18 protein-coding genes are annotated in these 17,189 nt (G+C 39.8%); 7 read left to right on the top strand and 11 right to left on the bottom strand.

The window, feature by feature from the left end; genetic code table 11:
• Positions 1-31: 31 nt before the first annotated feature.
• Complete coding sequence (locus V7O61_RS07120) at positions 32-430, bottom strand: hypothetical protein (RefSeq protein WP_407282296.1); 399 nt, start codon at positions 428-430, stop codon at positions 32-34.
• 246 nt (positions 431-676) lie between these two features.
• Here V7O61_RS07120 and V7O61_RS07125 point away from each other — a divergent pair, with 246 nt between their 5' ends.
• Positions 677-1,069 (top strand): secondary thiamine-phosphate synthase enzyme YjbQ, encoded by a 393-nt coding sequence (locus V7O61_RS07125; RefSeq protein WP_407282295.1) that lies wholly within the window; start codon positions 677-679, stop codon positions 1,067-1,069.
• 301 nt (positions 1,070-1,370) lie between these two features.
• Here the strand turns inward: V7O61_RS07125 and V7O61_RS07130 are convergent, their stop codons facing one another.
• From V7O61_RS07130 to V7O61_RS07145, 4 genes are all read right to left on the bottom strand, one after another.
• Positions 1,371-1,568 (bottom strand): helix-turn-helix domain-containing protein, encoded by a 198-nt coding sequence (locus tag V7O61_RS07130; RefSeq protein WP_023846471.1) that lies wholly within the window; start codon positions 1,566-1,568, stop codon positions 1,371-1,373.
• Positions 1,569-1,678: 110 nt separating this feature from the next.
• Complete coding sequence (locus tag V7O61_RS07135; protein WP_023846472.1) at positions 1,679-2,092, bottom strand: HIT family protein; 414 nt, start codon at positions 2,090-2,092, stop codon at positions 1,679-1,681.
• 64 nt (positions 2,093-2,156) lie between these two features.
• The gene (locus V7O61_RS07140) at positions 2,157-3,863 is read right to left on the bottom strand and encodes a sensor histidine kinase (RefSeq protein WP_407282294.1); all 1,707 of its coding nucleotides are present in this window, start codon (positions 3,861-3,863) and stop codon (positions 2,157-2,159) included.
• A 200-nt stretch (positions 3,864-4,063) separates the two neighbouring features.
• The gene (locus tag V7O61_RS07145; RefSeq protein WP_407282293.1) at positions 4,064-5,974 is read right to left on the bottom strand and encodes a VIT domain-containing protein; all 1,911 of its coding nucleotides are present in this window, start codon (positions 5,972-5,974) and stop codon (positions 4,064-4,066) included.
• Between the two features lie 356 nt (positions 5,975-6,330).
• Between V7O61_RS07145 and sfsA the strand changes: the two genes are divergently transcribed.
• Positions 6,331-7,092, top strand: a complete 762-nt coding sequence (gene sfsA, locus V7O61_RS07150; RefSeq protein WP_407282292.1) for a DNA/RNA nuclease SfsA — start codon at positions 6,331-6,333, stop codon at positions 7,090-7,092.
• A gap of 24 nt (positions 7,093-7,116) precedes the next feature.
• Here sfsA and V7O61_RS07155 read toward each other — a convergent pair whose 3' ends face one another.
• From V7O61_RS07155 to V7O61_RS07165, 3 genes are all read right to left on the bottom strand, one after another.
• Positions 7,117-8,496, bottom strand: coding sequence for a PqqD family peptide modification chaperone (locus V7O61_RS07155; protein ID WP_407282291.1), 1,380 nt, complete (start codon positions 8,494-8,496; stop codon positions 7,117-7,119).
• Positions 8,493-10,604, bottom strand: coding sequence for a M4 family metallopeptidase (locus V7O61_RS07160; RefSeq protein WP_407282290.1), 2,112 nt, complete (start codon positions 10,602-10,604; stop codon positions 8,493-8,495). Before V7O61_RS07160 ends, V7O61_RS07155 begins: the two co-directional genes overlap by 4 nt.
• A gap of 242 nt (positions 10,605-10,846) precedes the next feature.
• Positions 10,847-11,044 (bottom strand): hypothetical protein, encoded by a 198-nt coding sequence (locus V7O61_RS07165; protein ID WP_407282289.1) that lies wholly within the window; start codon positions 11,042-11,044, stop codon positions 10,847-10,849.
• Between the two features lie 265 nt (positions 11,045-11,309).
• Here V7O61_RS07165 and V7O61_RS07170 point away from each other — a divergent pair, with 265 nt between their 5' ends.
• Both V7O61_RS07170 and upp read left to right on the top strand, forming a co-directional pair.
• Positions 11,310-12,548 (top strand): uracil-xanthine permease family protein, encoded by a 1,239-nt coding sequence (locus tag V7O61_RS07170; RefSeq protein ID WP_023846480.1) that lies wholly within the window; start codon positions 11,310-11,312, stop codon positions 12,546-12,548.
• A gap of 83 nt (positions 12,549-12,631) precedes the next feature.
• Entirely contained in the window at positions 12,632-13,330 is a 699-nt protein-coding gene (gene upp, locus V7O61_RS07175; protein WP_023846481.1) for a uracil phosphoribosyltransferase, read from the top strand.
• Positions 13,331-13,427: 97 nt separating this feature from the next.
• Here upp and V7O61_RS07180 read toward each other — a convergent pair whose 3' ends face one another.
• Entirely contained in the window at positions 13,428-14,177 is a 750-nt protein-coding gene (locus V7O61_RS07180) for a protease inhibitor I42 family protein (RefSeq protein ID WP_407282288.1), read from the bottom strand.
• Between the two features lie 283 nt (positions 14,178-14,460).
• Between V7O61_RS07180 and V7O61_RS07185 the strand changes: the two genes are divergently transcribed.
• The 3 genes from V7O61_RS07185 to V7O61_RS07195 all read left to right on the top strand — a co-directional run bounded on the left by V7O61_RS07185 (position 14,461) and on the right by V7O61_RS07195 (position 16,154).
• Positions 14,461-15,153: a SatD family protein gene (locus tag V7O61_RS07185; protein ID WP_407282287.1), complete on the top strand. Its 693-nt coding sequence runs from the start codon at positions 14,461-14,463 to the stop codon at positions 15,151-15,153.
• Positions 15,150-15,881: a DUF3307 domain-containing protein gene (locus V7O61_RS07190; protein ID WP_407282286.1), complete on the top strand. Its 732-nt coding sequence runs from the start codon at positions 15,150-15,152 to the stop codon at positions 15,879-15,881. Before V7O61_RS07185 ends, V7O61_RS07190 begins: the two co-directional genes overlap by 4 nt.
• Positions 15,882-15,989: 108 nt before the next feature.
• Positions 15,990-16,154 (top strand): hypothetical protein, encoded by a 165-nt coding sequence (locus V7O61_RS07195; RefSeq protein ID WP_156916293.1) that lies wholly within the window; start codon positions 15,990-15,992, stop codon positions 16,152-16,154.
• A 151-nt stretch (positions 16,155-16,305) separates the two neighbouring features.
• On the opposite strand, the gene V7O61_RS07200 is transcribed toward V7O61_RS07195, so the two are convergent.
• Both V7O61_RS07200 and V7O61_RS07205 read right to left on the bottom strand, forming a co-directional pair.
• A complete protein-coding gene (locus V7O61_RS07200; protein WP_023846485.1) occupies positions 16,306-16,626 on the bottom strand; it encodes a DUF6951 family protein in 321 nt (106 codons plus the stop codon).
• A gap of 170 nt (positions 16,627-16,796) precedes the next feature.
• Positions 16,797-17,132: a carboxymuconolactone decarboxylase family protein gene (locus V7O61_RS07205; protein ID WP_023846486.1), complete on the bottom strand. Its 336-nt coding sequence runs from the start codon at positions 17,130-17,132 to the stop codon at positions 16,797-16,799.
• Positions 17,133-17,189 lie beyond the last annotated feature (57 nt).

Raw genomic sequence — 17,189 nt, forward strand, 5'->3', positions numbered from 1 at the left:
GAATACTTGCTTTTCCTAAAAACAAAAATTATTAGTTAGATGTAATTTCGGTTACAGTTTCAAGCACTACTCCCTTTTCTTCATCAACTAAAAAATCCACGATTTTATTTCCTGATTCTATTTTTAATGCAGGAGCACATCCCGGTCCATCATAGTTTTCTGAAGTAGGGTGGCAGGAATATGTTACACCTATGACAGTCCCACCTTCCATAATTAATTGCTTTGCACGATTGTCTTCAAGAGCAATTTTAGCTATATTAGATGTATTCGTTTTGAGCCATTCTGGTTTTGATTCATTGTAAGGAGGCAGTAATTCAACTGTAGAATAATTTTTCTCTAAAATTTCTGTATCGTAATTTACAGATGAATTGTTATTATTACTTGATGTACCTGATGTGAGTGAAGAATTGTCAATAAAATCTTTATCCACACATCCGGAAAAGCCATTGACTAATAACAAAACAACTACTATAATTATTTTTGATCTGATTTTTGTAATAAAACCCCTCCGTAATAAACGCTTAAAATTAAAGATTGTATATTCATATACTTTCTAAGTAAATATACTTTATTGTCTAAAATTTTTGGTGGTATTTTTCTTCAGCTTTTCGTTATCATCAGGTGCTTACAATAATGCTATTAAGAGCCAGAATACTATCTCATAGTAGTGACAACTATGCAGATCAAAACTGGCAAGAGGATAGAATTTATTGATATCACGGACAGGGTAAAAGAACAGTTGCATGAAAACGGTGTCCAGAATGGAATCTGTGTGATAAGTACTAAGCACACAACAACCTCGGTTATTGTTAATGAGAATGAATCAGGTCTAATATCAGACATACTCGAATTGCTGAAGATACTTGTCCCTGCACATGCCGGTTATGCACATGACAGGATTGATAACAATGCTGATGCACACTTAAAAGCAGTGTTACTTGGAAGTAGTGAAACTCTTCCAATCATAGATGGCAATTTGCATCTTGGAACCTGGCAGAGTATTTTCCTTGCGGAACTGGATGGTCCAAGGACAAGAGAAGTCACGGTTACTGTAATCAGCAGTGAATGAAACAGCCACAATCTTAAAATAAAGTAAGCATCCGCCGAAGGCGGCGCGTTTCAATGCTGCTACACAGAATGTAATTATAAATAATAGTGAATTAATGCTAATACTCCCACAGAAGGTTTGCAAAGAAAATATTCAAAGTCATCGTGCAGAATATTTTGTTTCATCTTTCTGGAAAATACCGGTTTCGCCGTACCTTTCGGGATTGATCAAGTTAATCATGCCCCGGATAAATCATTTTCAAAATACAGTATATGGTTGAAATAAAAAGAGAAAAAAGAAAGTAATTGAATTTTATTTCAAGTTACTCTGACTTTTCGTAGTCAACGTGTGCATAGAAGCATCTTTTTGGAGTACAGACTGCATCTGAGCTTTTGAGTGTCTTGAGAATCTTGCTTACTTCCTTGCTTTCAAGACCGGTTGCTTCAGCGATCTCTCCTGGTCTCATTGGTTTATTTGCATCTTTAAGTGCATCGAGTACTTTCTGTTCATCATCTGCCATATTTTATTCTCCTACTATTATTTGACTATAAACGTGATTGTTAAATAAATAATTGATGCAATAGATTGCGTTTTATCTTATTTATATTAGATTTGATCAAAGCCGTTTGCTTAAAATGAATTCCTGAGCTGTTCGGCAAGTTCAGCAAGGTTGTCAGTGGATGGATGTAATTCCACGATTGTGTGCATGTTACCTTCCCCGTCACCTGCACGTCTGGGGATTATGTGAACGTGCACATGCGGTACGGTTTGTCCGGCAATCTCTCCGTTGTTGATGCCAATATTCATGCCTTCAAGTCCAAGTGTCTCTGAAACAGTTTTTGCTATCCTGTTCACAGAAGCAAACAATGTAGCAGCATCTTCCTCACTCATGTCAGTGAATTTCCCAAAATGCTTTTTCGGAAGCACAATAGTGTGTCCCTCTGCACAGGGATAGATATCCAGAAACGCATAAACATTCTCGTCTTCATAGACCTTATGTGAAGGAATAGCACCGGCAACAATCTTACAGAATAGACAATCCATATGTATCACCCTCTTTCTTTGAGGGTTTGGGTATTTAATTATTGTTGTTGAAAGAAACTTTGAACTATGAAGAAGTAACCGGCAAAGTCACAGTAAATGTGCTTCCGTTGCCTACCTCGCTTTCAACTCTGATTTTTCCGCCGTGCATTTCCACAAACTGCTTGACAATTGAAAGTCCAAGGCCGGTTCCCTTGTAATAATCTCTGGTACCGGCTTGTTTGAAAGGCTCAAAAATATTACGTTGCTGGTTTGCAGGGATGCCGATTCCTGTATCTGTAACAGATATCAGTACCTCACCATCATTCATCCTGGAATTGATGAATATCTTTCCGTTTACAGGTGTGAACTTGATAGCATTGCTTATCAGGTTATACATAATCTGTTTCATCTTAAGTTTATCAGCATAAACTTCAAAGTGGTCAAACTCAACAGTTGATACAAGGTCTATAGGCTTTGCTTTAGCCATGGGCTCAACAAGCATGGAAATCTCATCTATAAGATCTCTAAGGTCAAAACTGATGGGCTCAAAAGGCATCTGACCGGATTCTATCTTTGCATTGTCAAGTATATTATTGATAAGTTCAAGAAGATGGTTGCCGCTATTGCGGATATTCATAACGAACTTGTGCTGTTCATCATTCAGTTCACCATAGTTTTTCTCTTCAAGAACTTCAGAAAAACCAATAATAGAACTAAGAGGTGTGCGGAGTTCATGACTCATGTTTGCAAGGAACTTACCCTTAACCTCACTCAGTTCCTCGGCAAGCAGCTTATCCTTAAAAAGGCTCATTTCAATTTCCTTTCGCCTGGTAACATCTCTTCCGACAAACAACAAACCCATAAGGGAGCCGTCAGGATTGTAAATCGGTCCACGGATAATATCAACTATTTCGCTGTGTCCGTCTACAAAGAAAAGCTCCTTTTCTTCCAGGGTAAGCTCACCGGATTCGATAATCTCCTGCTCATGTCTTCTGAAATCATCCGCCAGTTCCTTACTAAGAAATATATAGTCGTTCTTCCCGATAATGTCCTTTTTGTCAGCCCCGATAAAAGCCTCATACTTCATGTTGCATTTTATGTAAGTCCCGTCAGGATTTTTCAGGGCCACCAGATCAGGAATACTGTTTACAAGAGTACGCAGTTTAATCTCACTCTCCAGTATTTTTTCTTCCTTTTTCTTCAGGACAATAAACTGTGTGATATCCCTGACAATACCTTCTATAAGATCATATTCCTCTTTCACGAATGGATCATTTCCATCCATTTCTCTGTTCTCCAGATAGAATACTTCTACAGAACCGACTATTTCTCCATCGATTGTAATATCATGACTCAGTTTAATATCGCTGTGGACAAAGTTAGAAGATCGTATTTCCAGATCTGCAAAAACAATTCTTGAACTAGTTATTTCCGGATACTGCCATGAAGTCGGAATAATCTCCACTATTTTTTCAAATGCATCTTTAAGTGATGAACTATCCCTTATAATGCATGATATCTCATAGAGGCAATCAAGTTCCTTGACTCTTTCTTTCAGTTCATGGTTTGCTGTATTAATCTTTGATACGGAGTCAGCAAGGACTATCCCAAAGATAAGGAATAAAAGGAAAACAGTGGATCTAATGTATATTTCATGTCCCGGGACTTTGTTGATAAGCAAGTTCTCAAATGTTCCATTATAATAAAATAAATAGTCTACTGAGCTATCAAAGAGCCAGAAAAATAGTCCGAATACTAAGGAAGCAAGAATTATTTTGCGGGACGTGTTCATTTTTGTTCCTCATATTTTTTGGACAATTTATTATTTTATTATTTTATTACTCAATTTATATTTATCAAATTCAGCTTTATCCTATATAAAATATAAGGTATTTATAAATGTATTATTGTGTAACAGGTCTAACACACAACGTTTACATTATATATGTGTGCGTGAATATTAATATAGACCGGAAGTTCTGTACTCCTGTTTCACTTCTTGGAAAAACCTGGGCACTTACAATATGCAGCTGCAAAAACTCCAATAATGGCATACACGATTTCAAATCCCGGTGTCTCTTCTTTGTCAGTATTTTCTTCAACATCATCTGATTCTGCCATTACAGTTTCATCTTCCACAAGCGGTATTTCTTCAACCATAGTTTCCTGTACAGCTTCTTCTTCTTCTTCGACTTCCTCAGCAACAGCCTCATACTCTGCAGGTGGTGCAGCAGGTTCAGGTTCTTCCTCTTCCGGCATCTCAACATAAAGCGAAGTGTAAGGGGTTGCAAAACCAAATTCCATCGACAGGTCGGTGACCTCTTCAACCATCTCTGACTTTTCACCTTCAACATCAATACGGTCCAGTAGGTTCATTATTTTCTCGTACGCCCAGAGTCTTGGAATAAAAGAATTGGATGAACTTGATCTGACGACAAAATTGTTGCTGAACTCCTGAGTTCCTGAACGTGTGCTTCCTGTTATCGCGGAACTTATGCTTCCGGTTCCTGATGCATATTTTCCAAGTACAATTGCATCAGAACCTGCAAAAAGACTGCTCTCTCCGGTGTTTACAATGCCTGTTACCTCTCCGTCATAATCGTACTCAATATCAGTCATCAGGGGCGTAGAAATAGTATCATAGAAATTGCTTATATCATCCATGGAATCATCAGAAATTGAAAAACTATCTGCTTTTCCATAGTTCTCAAGACTCAGGACTTTAAGGAAATCATAGTAACCTTCATCTTTATCGATACCAAAAGCAACGGTAAATATTGCTGCCTGCGCATCGTTTTCATTGCTTATATCATTGCGTATGTTATCTGTGTTCTTAACTCCGGATGTGGGTATGCCATCAGTCAGGAAAACAACAATAGGGACACTATCGCTGTTCTCATCAAACATTTCAAGAGCTTTTACAAGGGCACCATCAATATCCGTTCTGCCACTGGCATCAAGGTTGTTAACAAAATCTATGGCATCTTTCTTGTTGTCACTACTTGCCATCATAAGTTCATCTGAAAACTCCATAATGCGGTTATCAAAAAAGATGATACTGAACCTGTCTTCTTCCGGCAGGTCGGATATTATCTCAGAGAATACACTCTTAACCTGTTCTATTTTCTTCCCTTCCATTGACCGGGATTTGTCGATCACAAAAATGATATCCTTATTCATTGCCGGGGTCCCAAGTTGATCCACTGTAGGTGAGAACACATGCATCATGTAACCCTGTCCACCAGTTTCATAAAAGAGCATGTCTCCTGTAAGTTCAGGACTTTCGGTGCTGAAAACTATTTTCATGTCACGGTTTGGAATTGAATCAGAACGATAATAGATTCTCTTTTCAGTGTTAGAAACAGAATTTATCTTTGTATTATTGAATCCCGGTGTTTCCAGGCTGATTATCTTATTTTCAGATACAATGTTCACATTAACGCTGAGATCATCAAGGTCATGCTGAACGTAAAGCGGCTGCACATATTCATATTCTCCTAGCGTTTTTTTCAATGCCTGCTCGTATGTCAGTTTCACAATGATACTCTGCCCAGCCTGAATGTTTACCGCATATTCAAATCTGCCACCCTTTTCATCTGTCAGAAGTCCGGCAGACTTACCCTGGGAAACCGCTTCCATCATACTCTTTTCAGCTTTTCCTTTTGGCAACACTTCCGAGCTGTATTCTTTATCATTTATCAACAAAGTGAAATCAGAAATGAACGCCTCTTCAGGTTTATATATGCTGAAATCATCGTAATCTGCCTCATCTTCATTATTGGTCAGCTTTTGCTCAACAGTTGTTATTACGTACCCATTGTTGATGTTGATGTCAACTTTCATATAATCAAGGTCTGCTGTTGCAGCAGCCGTAGACAGCGTTGCAGCTAAGAATAACAGCAAGATTACTGATATTTTTGATAATGATAACAAATGTGCAGATAACGAAAAATTACCACAACTCAGAAGACCATTTTTTCCACAGATTCCCGATTTCAACTTTATAACCCCTGAAACAGTTTTGAACACAATAAAATGGAATTTCCATTTTTTGTAGTTCTGTATTACTTCAAAACAATATGTATTTTTTAATACTTATACTTAGTCAATTTGATATGTGCGCGAATGCACATATTTGATAAAATAAGTACATCAGGGCATAGTTACTAAATATCTTTCCTGTAATAATCTTATAAACATATTAAATCCGGATTAATTTCAGTTTAATTCTTTCAATAAATCATTACCAAAAGATTATCATGTCACAGAAAACCAGCTCTACAACAAATGCTTTCCAGAAAGTTCTCAGTATTCAAACCGATGTCCAGGGAATACTTATTGAAAGACCAAATCGTTTCCTGGCCATTGTTGAGATCGATGTGAACGGAAGAAAAAGTCAGGAAAAAGTTCACGTCCATGACCCGGGCAGGCTTATTGATATCCTGTACCCCGGAAACCGTGTACTGCTTCGAAAAGCCAGCAACCCGAAAAGAAAAACAGGCTGGGACATGATAGCCGGAAGGTCCGGAGACAACTGGATTTTAATTAACTCAGCATTTCACAGGCAAATATCCGAATGGGTAATTGAGAATAATATTGTTGACCTTTTCAGTAATGCTGATAAAGTTCTTCCTGAACAGAAGTTCGGAGAGAGCAGGCTTGATTATCTCCTGTTAAAAGGAGATACTGATATCTGGATTGAAGTAAAAGGCTGTACATTGGCAGAAGAGACAACCGCATCTTTTCCTGATGCACCAACAACCCGTGGAAAACGCCACCTGGATGAACTTATCAAAGCCAGATCAGAAGGTCATGAAGCCGCAATTCTTATTCTCATATTCAGACCTGAAGCAGAATGTTTCACAGCAAATGGTATAATTGACCCGGATTTTGCCCATACTTTTGAAAAGGCACTTGAAGCAGGTGTAAATGTATTTCCACTTCTCTTTTCATTCGAAGGAAATACGGTTATGTATCATTCACAGCTCCCGCTCTGTAGGAATATTCTTTATGAAAAATAACTTGTTAATTTGTAATGTTTTCATTCATTTTTCATTTACCAGCCAGCAGTGACAGTTTGCCTGGAAAAGATCTCTCCTTGTGAAATTTGCCGCAATACAGCTTCCTCTGCAAACAGAAAGCCACTGGCACCTGCTGCATTCACCTTTCATGTCCGAGGCTTTCAGGCTCCTGAAATAGTTTAAGAATCGTGAATTATCCCATATCCACCTGAAAGACCTGTCTTTCACATTCTCAACATCTGCTCCCTCAAAATAGTTGCAGGGAAGCACATCTCCTTTTGAAGTGACAGTGCAGTATCCGATGGCACCATCACATCCGATTCGTGCATCTGAATCAGTCTCAAATCCCTTTTCCGGAATTGGCCGGAAAGTACACTCAAATTCCATAGGTGCAATTTCAGGGCCATCAGCTTCCCTTTTGCCAAGCAGGAATTCTGTCAGCTCCTGCATCCTTTCCGGTTTTACTTCCAGATCAAGAGCTTCCATTCCACGTCCTGAAGGAACAAAGGGCAGGATTCTGAATGTATGCACTCCCAGTTCTTTTCCCAGTTCATAAAGTTCAGGGATATTATCAATATTCATTGCGGTTACTGCGGCTGCCAGTGTAACAGGAACGCCGGCTTTTACCAGCAATTTAATTCCATCAACTGTCTTTTGCCATGAACCCAGAGACTGGCGAAAAGTATCATGTATGGCCGGTATGCTTGAATCAAGACTAACCTGTGCTCTTGCTCCAATATTTGCAAGCTTCTCAGCAGCAAGTTCATCTACAAGTGTTCCATTGGTGGCTACCTGTATCAGTATATTCCTGGAAGCGGCATATTCTGCTATGCCAAAAAAGTCTTTTCTAATCATAGGTTCACCGCCGCTGAGTATAAGCTGAGCTACTCCAAAATCAGCAAACTCATCGACAAGCCTGCAGCAATCTTCAAAACCCAGCTCATCGTTGCATTCCTCTCCGGCACTCACAACGCAATGTCTGCATCTGAGATTGCATTTTGATGTAAGGTCCCAGAGCACACCGGCAGGAGCAGGCACTTTCCAGTAGTTCATCCTTTCACTACGCCACCACAAAAGTCCCCTGTTTGTAAGTTCATCAAGTACCGATCTGCTTTTTCTCATCACAGTATCCTGCTCAGAATGAAAAGAAGTACTCAATTGTGTGATTATCTCATCGAGTGTCCGGTACCCGTCACACATTTTGAGTAACCAGTATGCAGCTTCATTCAGTTCCTGAATTTCAGAACTAAGTGGGTCTTTTGTAATCCATATATCATTGTCCTTACTTATCCTGAAAGGAAAATAAGGGACAGCAGATCTATCCGGAAGAACACTCCCACAGTTCATTCCGGTTTCTACGTTATAATTATCTGCTGTCAATATGCCATAATGATTTTCTATCACTTGATTTCCCCAAGCATCACAAGTGTCTTCTTTCTCCAGTCATGTATCCTGATTTCTGAAATACCCAGTGTCTCTGAGAGTTCTGCAATCTTCTTTGAGTTCTCTGTTGCTTTCAGGAAGTCTCCCAGTGTTGAAATCGAACTTCCCTTAAACAGGGTTGCAGTTTCACGTCCGATGCCTACAATCTCAATAATGTCAGTTTTCAATGTAATTACTGGATTCTTGACACGGATGTATGGATCATATGGCAATGGGTCCGGTCCTGGCAGACATGAAAGGCCTGGAGATGGCGGACAGGCTATGTATGGCGATGGTGGACAAACTATCATTGGAGATGGCGGGCATACAAAGTCCGGTGCTGGTGGGCAGATGTAAGGTGCCGGTGGGCATACAAATCCTGGTGCAGGCGGACATAGTACGTGCGGAGATGGTGGACAGATCATCGGTGCTATCCAGCATGTGAACGGGCATGTTACGGCTGTACCTATTCCCACAGCAGCAAAAGCATTGATTATGCTTGCTCTCCAGCGTGAATAATGTGGATTGCTTGAGTAGAGATCATCAAGTGAATCCAGTACTGCATCTCTCATGTCGCTGAAATCCGAACTTGATACAAGATGTGTTGTGAGGGCCTGATAATAAATGAGTCCAAGTACATCACGACCAAGTCCCTCGCAGATCCTTATTCCCCTGTGTGTCCCTCCGGTGGCTATCAGGTAAGCAGCTTTGTTCATGATTCCACTGTTGATGTGGACTCCACCGTTATCTGAGTATCCTGTGTATTGGTCACCTGTGTGATCTGGCTGGTGGCCTGCTCTGGAACTATCGATTGGGTTTGCAGGGTCATATTGTCCGCCGTTGGTCGGATCTTCCATATTACGCAGGGCTGGTGCCGTTGTCGGCAGCCAGGGCTCTTCGCCTATGAGCCAGTTTCCGGATATCAGTGCACCGAAAACATCTGACATGGATTCGTTAAGTGCACCTGATTCGTTGCTGTAGACCAGTCCGGCTGTATGTTCTGTGACCGCATGTGTCCACTCGTGGGCTATAATATCCAGTGCACAGAGTGAGTTATATCTTGAACCGTCACCGTTTCCTATTTTGACATAACTGCCATTCCATGTAGCATTGTTCCAGCCGCTTCCGCAGTTTGCATAAATGTGCATGTCAGCTCCTGCATCATCATAGCTGTCACGTCCATGTACGGTAAAGTAGTAGTCGTAAACCATTCTGGTATAAAGGTGGCAATCAACGTCAGGCCCCTGTCCGGAAGCAGACCAATTATTATTATTGTCTTCCGAAACAGGAGCAGGAGGATAGCCGCCATTGGCATCATGGGTAATAACTCTTGCAGAACTTGGTACCCATTGATCCTCAAGCAGGTATTTGGCTGTGCCGTGATCGTGTAGTGTGTTGATGGTGACAGAACCGGCATAGGTTCCGATTCCTGAACCTGTGGTTCTTGTGTGTCCCTGTTCGTTGTTGTATTTCCAGACCACTTTTCCGTTAAGTGCATCAACAAAATATTCCCATTTAGCAGGTGTTTCATCCCCGACAAGATCCTTGTCAATTCCGTCAACTGTAACATGCCATACCAGATGTGGTTCTTTCACAAATTGTGACAGAACCATCAGTGTGGGTTCAGCATGCAGTTTTCCTCTGGAATTATTTTTGTCATCTTCAAGAACAGTCTTCAGTGCTTCTTCTCCTGTGACCTTTGCTTTGTCCGGCAGGTCAATTTCAGGAGTTAGCTTTCCGGTTGTTCCTTTTATATTATCGTCAGCATCAATATGTACAATAATTTCACTGCCAAAAACAGGCAGTTCCTTGTATACCTGTTGCATGCGCACATGTCTGGCACCGATACGGTCGGTGTCAATCCTTTTCACAAGCATTTCCTTGTTAACAGAATTTAGCAGATAAAGGTCTTTATTAACTTCCATAAATTCTATGGCAGCCATTCCGGGATCCTTTTTTTCTGCTTTTGCAAGCAAGCCTTTAACCCTTAATGGGATACCCGTATGTTCATCCCATTTGATATCTACGTTTACATCGACATTTTTCAACTTGTCGAGTATATCCTTTTGTTTCCTGACAGGTTCGTACATTACCTATTCCCCCTGGATAGCTCACACTATCCTGATTGTACGTTATTCAGGGCAATTGAAAAAGATTGTAGTTCCTCCCTTGGGCACCCCTGCCCGGCCAGATTTAAACCTTCCACTATTACTTAATACCCTGCTTATAAATCCTCACTAATAATTTATAAAGTTTGCTCTAAAATTCAATATAATATATTAAAATAAGTGTAAGTAAACAGTGAAAGTAAACATTTAAAATGAGTAAAAAATTAATCTTTTTTCTCTGGCTTTTTCTTCTTTTCTTCTTCCACAGTTGTGTTATCACACCATGCATCAACTTCAAAATCAGCTGCACTTTTGTTCTCGTCATTAGAATCCGGTACTGTACACCATGTGTCAATCTGCTCATCAAGAGTTGGTATTTCTATGTCTTCAATTTCTTCCTTCTTAACATTTTTTTTGTCCATTCTAAAACTCCATTTTGATTTTATCATGCTCTCAATTTAGTAGAACATATTCTCAGCTTTCCTGAAATTCTATCAGTCGTGAAGCTTAAAAAATGTTTTTACCGTAGAAGGAGCAGTGCCAAATTATATTAAGTTAAAAAAATAAACATTTCTGCAGGAAAATTATCATTTCCTGGAAAAAATGGGGTAGTTATATCTATGGGAATAGAGTCTGGCTGCTAAAGTTGAATATCGGGTTGGTATAAATCATTTAATGGAGATTGTTATGAAGCGGATTGTTTTAGGATTCCAGCACGTGCTGGCTATGTTTGGTGCTACAGTGACAGTCCCTCTGGTTGTTGGTTCTGCCATTGGGCTTTCACTTTCGGAAATTGCAGTGATGATGCAGGCTGTTCTTTTTGCAATGGGAATTGCAACCCTGCTGCAGACTTTTATAGGTTCTAAATTCCCAATTGTCCAGGGTTCAAGTTTTGCTTTTATTCCGGGTCTTATTGCCATTGGTTCCGGCATTGGCCTGGCGGCTGCAGAAGGCGCTCTTATTGTTGGTGGTATCATTGAAGGACTAACCGGTGCCTTAGGTCTTATCGGTAAACTGAAAAAACTGTTCTCCCCACTGGTTACGGGAATCACTATTATGCTTGTGGGTTTCTCACTTGCCAATGTGGCTGTTATGTACACATTCAACTATTACGCTGATGCCGCAGGTACCAGTATTCTGCCCTCTTCTATAATTGCTATAGTGACATTCATTACAACTATTCTTGTAGCTCTCAAGGCAAAAGGAACCTACAAGACAATGCCGGTCATTGCAGGTGTAGTTGTAGGATACATTCTGAGTATGGCATTTGGTCTTGTTGATTTCAGTCTTGTGAAGAGCATGCCTATTGTAAGTCTTCCAAAACTGCTTCCATGGGGAACTCCTGTTTTTGATGTCAGTGCTATCATAATCCTGCTCTTTGCTTTCATGGTAAGCATTATTGAGAGTGTTGGTGACTATCATGCAATCTCAACAATTGCTGATCTGCCTATTGACAATAAGAAAATAAACAATGGTATAGCTTCAGAAGGTCTGTCCTGTTCCATTGCAGGTGTTTTCGGTGCATGCGGTACAACCAGTTATTCCGAGAATATTGGTTTGGTTGCCCTGACAAGGGTTTCAAGTGTTCAGGTCGTTCAGATTGGTGCCGGAATTCTCATCCTGTTTTCACTGATCCCTAAATTCTCCGGTCTGCTGGCATCAATTCCTGCACCGGTTCTCGGAGGACTTACAACAGCACTTTACGGAATGATTGGTGTTACAGGTCTGAAACTTATCAAGGATAGGGTAGAGCTTAATGACAGGAACACGCTTATTCTTGCCAGTTCACTGGTTCTGGGACTTGGAGCTCCTCAGCTTCCTGCAGAATTCCTTGCGAATTTCCCACAGATTATTGCAAGCATACTAGAATCCGGAATGGCAGTAGGTGCTATTTCAGCAATAATAATGGATCAGTTGCTCAAATAGGAGCATACTAAATTGATGGATACTACTAATACTACGATAATGAAAATAAATTGATACTAATCGATACTAATCAGGGTGTTAACATGATAGAAGACAAAAGATGGGAAGGTGTGTATTCCTTTGAAGATTCTCCTTATCTAATGGAGATACTAACAGAGCTTCGTTCTAAAGAAACAGAAAATGTCCGATTCAGAAAAGATCTTGTGAAACTTGGCAGATACATGGGTTATGAGTTCACAAAGACAATGGATTTTAAAAAAGTGAAAATAGAGACTCCCCTTGAGAGTACAGAAGGTATCGCTTCCGGTGATAGGGATCATGTGTATATTATTACTGTGCTCAGGGTGGCTATTCCACTCATGGAAGGTCTCATCAAGACACTGGAACATTCAAGGGTAGGCATTGTTTCCGCTTCCAGGGGCAAGGCCCCGGATTTTGACATTGAGATGAGTTATATCAAAGTCCCTCACATGAGGGAAGAAGACACTGTGATTGTCTGTGACCCGATGATAGCCACAGGTTCCACTCTTCTGAAAACGGTTTCAGAGATTAAGAAATGCGGAAATCCAAAAAGAGTTGTAATCATAGGCATTCTTGCAGCTCCGGAAGGTATAAGTGCTCTTAAAGAGGCTCTTCCGGATGTTGAAATCTACGTTACAAAAATCGACAGGGAGCTTAATGACAAAGGTTACATCCTTCCGGGCCTTGGAGATGCGGGCGACAGGGCCTTCGGAGAGCCACTTAATATCTCAATGCTTCCTCTGATGCACAATCTGGAATAAGCTGAAATATTAATACTTAAAAAAGTGAAAAAGGAAAAAAAGTCAGGCAGGTCTGTTAAATATAACAGTTCCTCCCTTTCTTTAGTTAAGTTCAGGTTTAGAGAATAGGACTTATGGTCCGTAGTTCTATTATCTGTCCCCACATGTGGAAGCTCATCATATCGTCACGTTGATAGGCGGTGAATCTGATTTCTGTTCCATCAGTTTTGAAGTCATCTGGCAGGTTAATCGGGTCATAATTTGTATCGTCAGCGCCTATGATTCCATAAAATCCGCCTTCAAGATTATTGTATGTCACAATTCCTGTGTCAGTTATGAGTTCACTTTCCGGAATGACATCGATGGTCAATTCATAACTGTCTTCGGTTCCTGTAGGTTCTTCCCATGGCCGTATGTAAATTGCGGATATGTTCTGCTCATCCATGTCGGTTACTTCAAAAATCCATGTGTGGTAACCTGGTGCACCTACCATTTCTGCTCTAATACTTGCTTCAGCGTATACATCCTCTTTAAGTTTAAGTCCTTCACTGTATGTCATATTCCATGAATATCCGGTTGTTGGATTTTCTTGGAGAGTAACGATTATTGTATCGCCAATAATAGCATAGGCTGTGCTTTGGCTCTCATTCTCTGAAAAGTGTTGAGTAACATTTGACATTGTACCTATGGAAACACCAGAATTGTCTGTGATTCCCGTTTGTTCTTCTACGTCTGGTGTTGTAGTGTTGCTGTCATCAATACTTGCGTTGGATTCGTACTCACCTGTATCGTCGCTTTCTGATACACAGCCGCAAGTCATGCATACAAGCAAAACAACTGCTGCAACCGTAAATAATCTGATATTCATTTTAAATTTTCATCTCCCTTTGTTATTATTTACAGGATTGATTTCCAGATATATACAGCTTTATTTAACTGCGGATCTGCTTGTAGTTATGAGTTAGAACAGGACTTTTAGTTTTAATAACCGTATGTGTTCAATGATTATAGTTTTTAAAACTTATATTTAAATAATATAAGTTAAAAAACCGATATTATTAAATAATAAGCTTAAAATACTATATAAGGGGATATAACTTTTGAAACTTGACATCTTTATTGTACTGGATTCCAAAAGGAAGTGATATACGTTGCAAGATAATAGAGAACTATATGCGGTAATTACAGGTGATCTTATAAGTTCGTCTGATATGAATTACAGTGACAGAGAGGTACTTCTCTCTATAATGCATGATACATTCTCTTTTATAAATAACCAATTCCATCCTGCCGGGGAACTCTCATTCCCTTTTGAAATATCCCGGGGTGACAGTTTCCAGACATTATTAAGGACTCCTGAAGATGCTCTGCTGGCATCTGTGCTTCTTTTTCTGAAATTAGGGTTTTTCAGCAAAATAAATAAAAAAATTGCAGCCAGAATATCAATCGGCATTGGAAGTGTGGAATACATTCCGGAATCCGGCAGTGTAGGTGAGGCTGACGGACAGGCGTTTAGACTTTCAGGCAAGACTTTGGATAGTATGAAAGAGCAGGAAAAACATCTTCTTATAAGCACGGCCAGTCCTGCATTGAACCTGATGCTGGAATCTCAATGTGCTTTTTTTGATAACATGGCTGCCAGATGGACGGATATTCAGAAGGAGATACTTTTTGAGAAACTCGGCGGCCTGACGCAGGATGAGATTGCATCAAAACTTGGAAAATCCCAGTCAACTGTTTCCCAGAGCCTGAAAGCCGCAGGTTTTGATGCCCTGAAGAAGTTCCTGGATAACTATGCAAGCTTATTTGAATATCCGGATATATTCTCTATGGGGAATAAATGATGGATGTTGCTGTATTAAATTTATCACTGCTTGCAAGACTTCTTCTATCGCATGTGCTTGCAGATTTTGTGTTCCAGAACCGGACAATGGTAAATGATCGTTTTGAGAATAAATGGCGTTCAAAATGGCTTTACATACACGGCTTCCTCGCAGGCCTGCTTGCATACCTTATTTCAGGAGCATATGGTTTTCTCTGGTTGTTTTTGTTTTATACGATTTTCCATCTTTTGATAGATGGTTTCAAGTCCACACGCAAGGACAATCTGAAATGGTTTATTATTGATCAGTTAGCTCATCTGATAACAATAATAGTCGTTTGGTCAGTGATAACCGGATTAGAAAACATAGTTACAGGTATTTCGTTCATTCAATTGAATAATACAAGAGCCTGGATTATGATACTTGCTTATATTGTTGTAATCTGGCCGAGTGGCATACTGATTGGTAAATTTACAGAACCATGGCATCATGATAAGGACGGTGAAGAAGGCGAAGGCCTTTTTAATGCAGGTCTGTGGATAGGACGGCTTGAGAGATTCCTGCTCCTGACATTCGTGCTGCTGGAACAATATCAGGCAATAGGTTTACTTGTAACTGCGAAATCCATTTTCAGATATACAAGTGATCGTAAGGTAAGTGAGTATATTCTCATAGGTACTCTATTGAGCTTTACCATAGCTGTTTTTGTGGGAATTATTGCAAAATGGATGCTTGATATAGGGGTTTAGTTATTCCGTATATTCTAATTTTAGTTATTTCAGCCAAAATAGAAGATAGTTTTATATAATATAAAGTCAGATATGGACTGCCGATAAAGGCAATGAAAAGGTGAAAACATGGATATAGCAACAACACTGAGGTACAGGCTAATTAACCTGAACCATTTCAGAAGATGTATGGTGAGCAGGATGACCTACCAGCTTTCATCATACGGGAAAAAAGGCGCCGATATCCCTGCTTTCGATATGAAACCGGTGAGTTTATCGCCTTACACAGTATAAGTTCAATCATCGCGAAAAACGACTTGCCATCTCTCCAATAGGACTGCCGGTTTCATAAGAATATGAAGTCTACTTGGGTGCATAAAGCACCCAACTCCTCCATATTTCCAATCATTATTTTTATTATCAATAACGATAACAAAAAATCCATCTATTCCTCATCAAATTCTATACTGACTCTCTCTGATTGTTTTGCCAGAGTTTTTGAAAGCATACCCAGTTCCATTTTGCAAACATGCAGGACTCCTGCCGGAACTATGCAGGTTGTACAGCATACATTTTGTGCCTGGTCCATGACATAATTCTCTTTAATGTTTAGGGTCTGCTTTTTTGGAATTTCCATATGCGCTATCTTGGCAACCTTGGAACAATCAGTTTCTATATCTGTTATTACAGTTTTTCCTTCAAGAGCTCCATTGATCTTGTGTTTGAAACCACATATTGCAGAATTGACAGTTACTTGTGATGGCATTTTTATCACTCTCTTGTAAAATCAATATAATAATAAAACCAAGGTGTTTTTAAAAGTTTGTGTCTAAATGAAAAAATTGCACTTTTTCAGCAGTTCTGTTTTGTATTATCCAAAAAGTAGCAAGAAGAAAAACAGATAAAAAAGAAATAGGAAAAAGTATCATTAAAAATCTATTTCTCTTCATCACCTGAACAACTGCAACATATATTGCCTTTCATTATTTCCTTCCAGTCGCCAATTACATCATGGGTCCAGCAGTCATCTGCACCTGCAGCTTCTCTCATGGTGAGTGCAAGTATATATGAAAGCTCCTTTACAGTTGCTCCGGCATCCAGAGCACCCTTGAAATGTTTGAGTACACAGGGTTTTGATCTGGCTTTAATGGAAAGTGCAAAGCAGAGGAACTGATATGTTTTCTCATCCACTGGTCTGTTTTCAGCGTAAAGTTTGTCAATCTCATCAAGTTTTTCAGTAAATTCCGGGAAGAACTCTTCTAGCATCCTCATGGTATGGTCTCCGTATTTCAAAGTTAACACTGTTAATCCATCACTAATAATCTCATT

The sequence above is a fragment of the Methanolobus sp. WCC1 genome, assembly GCF_045690315.1.
Lineage (GTDB): Archaea > Halobacteriota > Methanosarcinia > Methanosarcinales > Methanosarcinaceae > Methanolobus > Methanolobus tindarius.

Coding starts and splice junctions, on each gene's coding strand:
- V7O61_RS07125 (WP_407282295.1), top strand. CDS start 677: ATGCAGATCAAAACTGGCAAGAGGATAGAATTTATTGATATCACGGAC.
- V7O61_RS07130 (WP_023846471.1), bottom strand. CDS start 1,568: ATGGCAGATGATGAACAGAAAGTACTCGATGCACTTAAAGATGCAAAT.
- V7O61_RS07135 (WP_023846472.1), bottom strand. CDS start 2,092: ATGGATTGTCTATTCTGTAAGATTGTTGCCGGTGCTATTCCTTCACAT.
- V7O61_RS07140 (WP_407282294.1), bottom strand. CDS start 3,863: ATGAACACGTCCCGCAAAATAATTCTTGCTTCCTTAGTATTCGGACTA.
- sfsA (WP_407282292.1), top strand. CDS start 6,331: ATGTCACAGAAAACCAGCTCTACAACAAATGCTTTCCAGAAAGTTCTC.
- V7O61_RS07160 (WP_407282290.1), bottom strand. CDS start 10,604: ATGTACGAACCTGTCAGGAAACAAAAGGATATACTCGACAAGTTGAAA.
- V7O61_RS07165 (WP_407282289.1), bottom strand. CDS start 11,044: ATGGACAAAAAAAATGTTAAGAAGGAAGAAATTGAAGACATAGAAATA.
- V7O61_RS07170 (WP_023846480.1), top strand. CDS start 11,310: ATGAAGCGGATTGTTTTAGGATTCCAGCACGTGCTGGCTATGTTTGGT.
- upp (WP_023846481.1), top strand. CDS start 12,632: ATGATAGAAGACAAAAGATGGGAAGGTGTGTATTCCTTTGAAGATTCT.
- V7O61_RS07180 (WP_407282288.1), bottom strand. CDS start 14,177: ATGAATATCAGATTATTTACGGTTGCAGCAGTTGTTTTGCTTGTATGC.
- V7O61_RS07190 (WP_407282286.1), top strand. CDS start 15,150: ATGATGGATGTTGCTGTATTAAATTTATCACTGCTTGCAAGACTTCTT.
- V7O61_RS07195 (WP_156916293.1), top strand. CDS start 15,990: ATGGATATAGCAACAACACTGAGGTACAGGCTAATTAACCTGAACCAT.
- V7O61_RS07200 (WP_023846485.1), bottom strand. CDS start 16,626: ATGCCATCACAAGTAACTGTCAATTCTGCAATATGTGGTTTCAAACAC.
- V7O61_RS07205 (WP_023846486.1), bottom strand. CDS start 17,132: ATGAGGATGCTAGAAGAGTTCTTCCCGGAATTTACTGAAAAACTTGAT.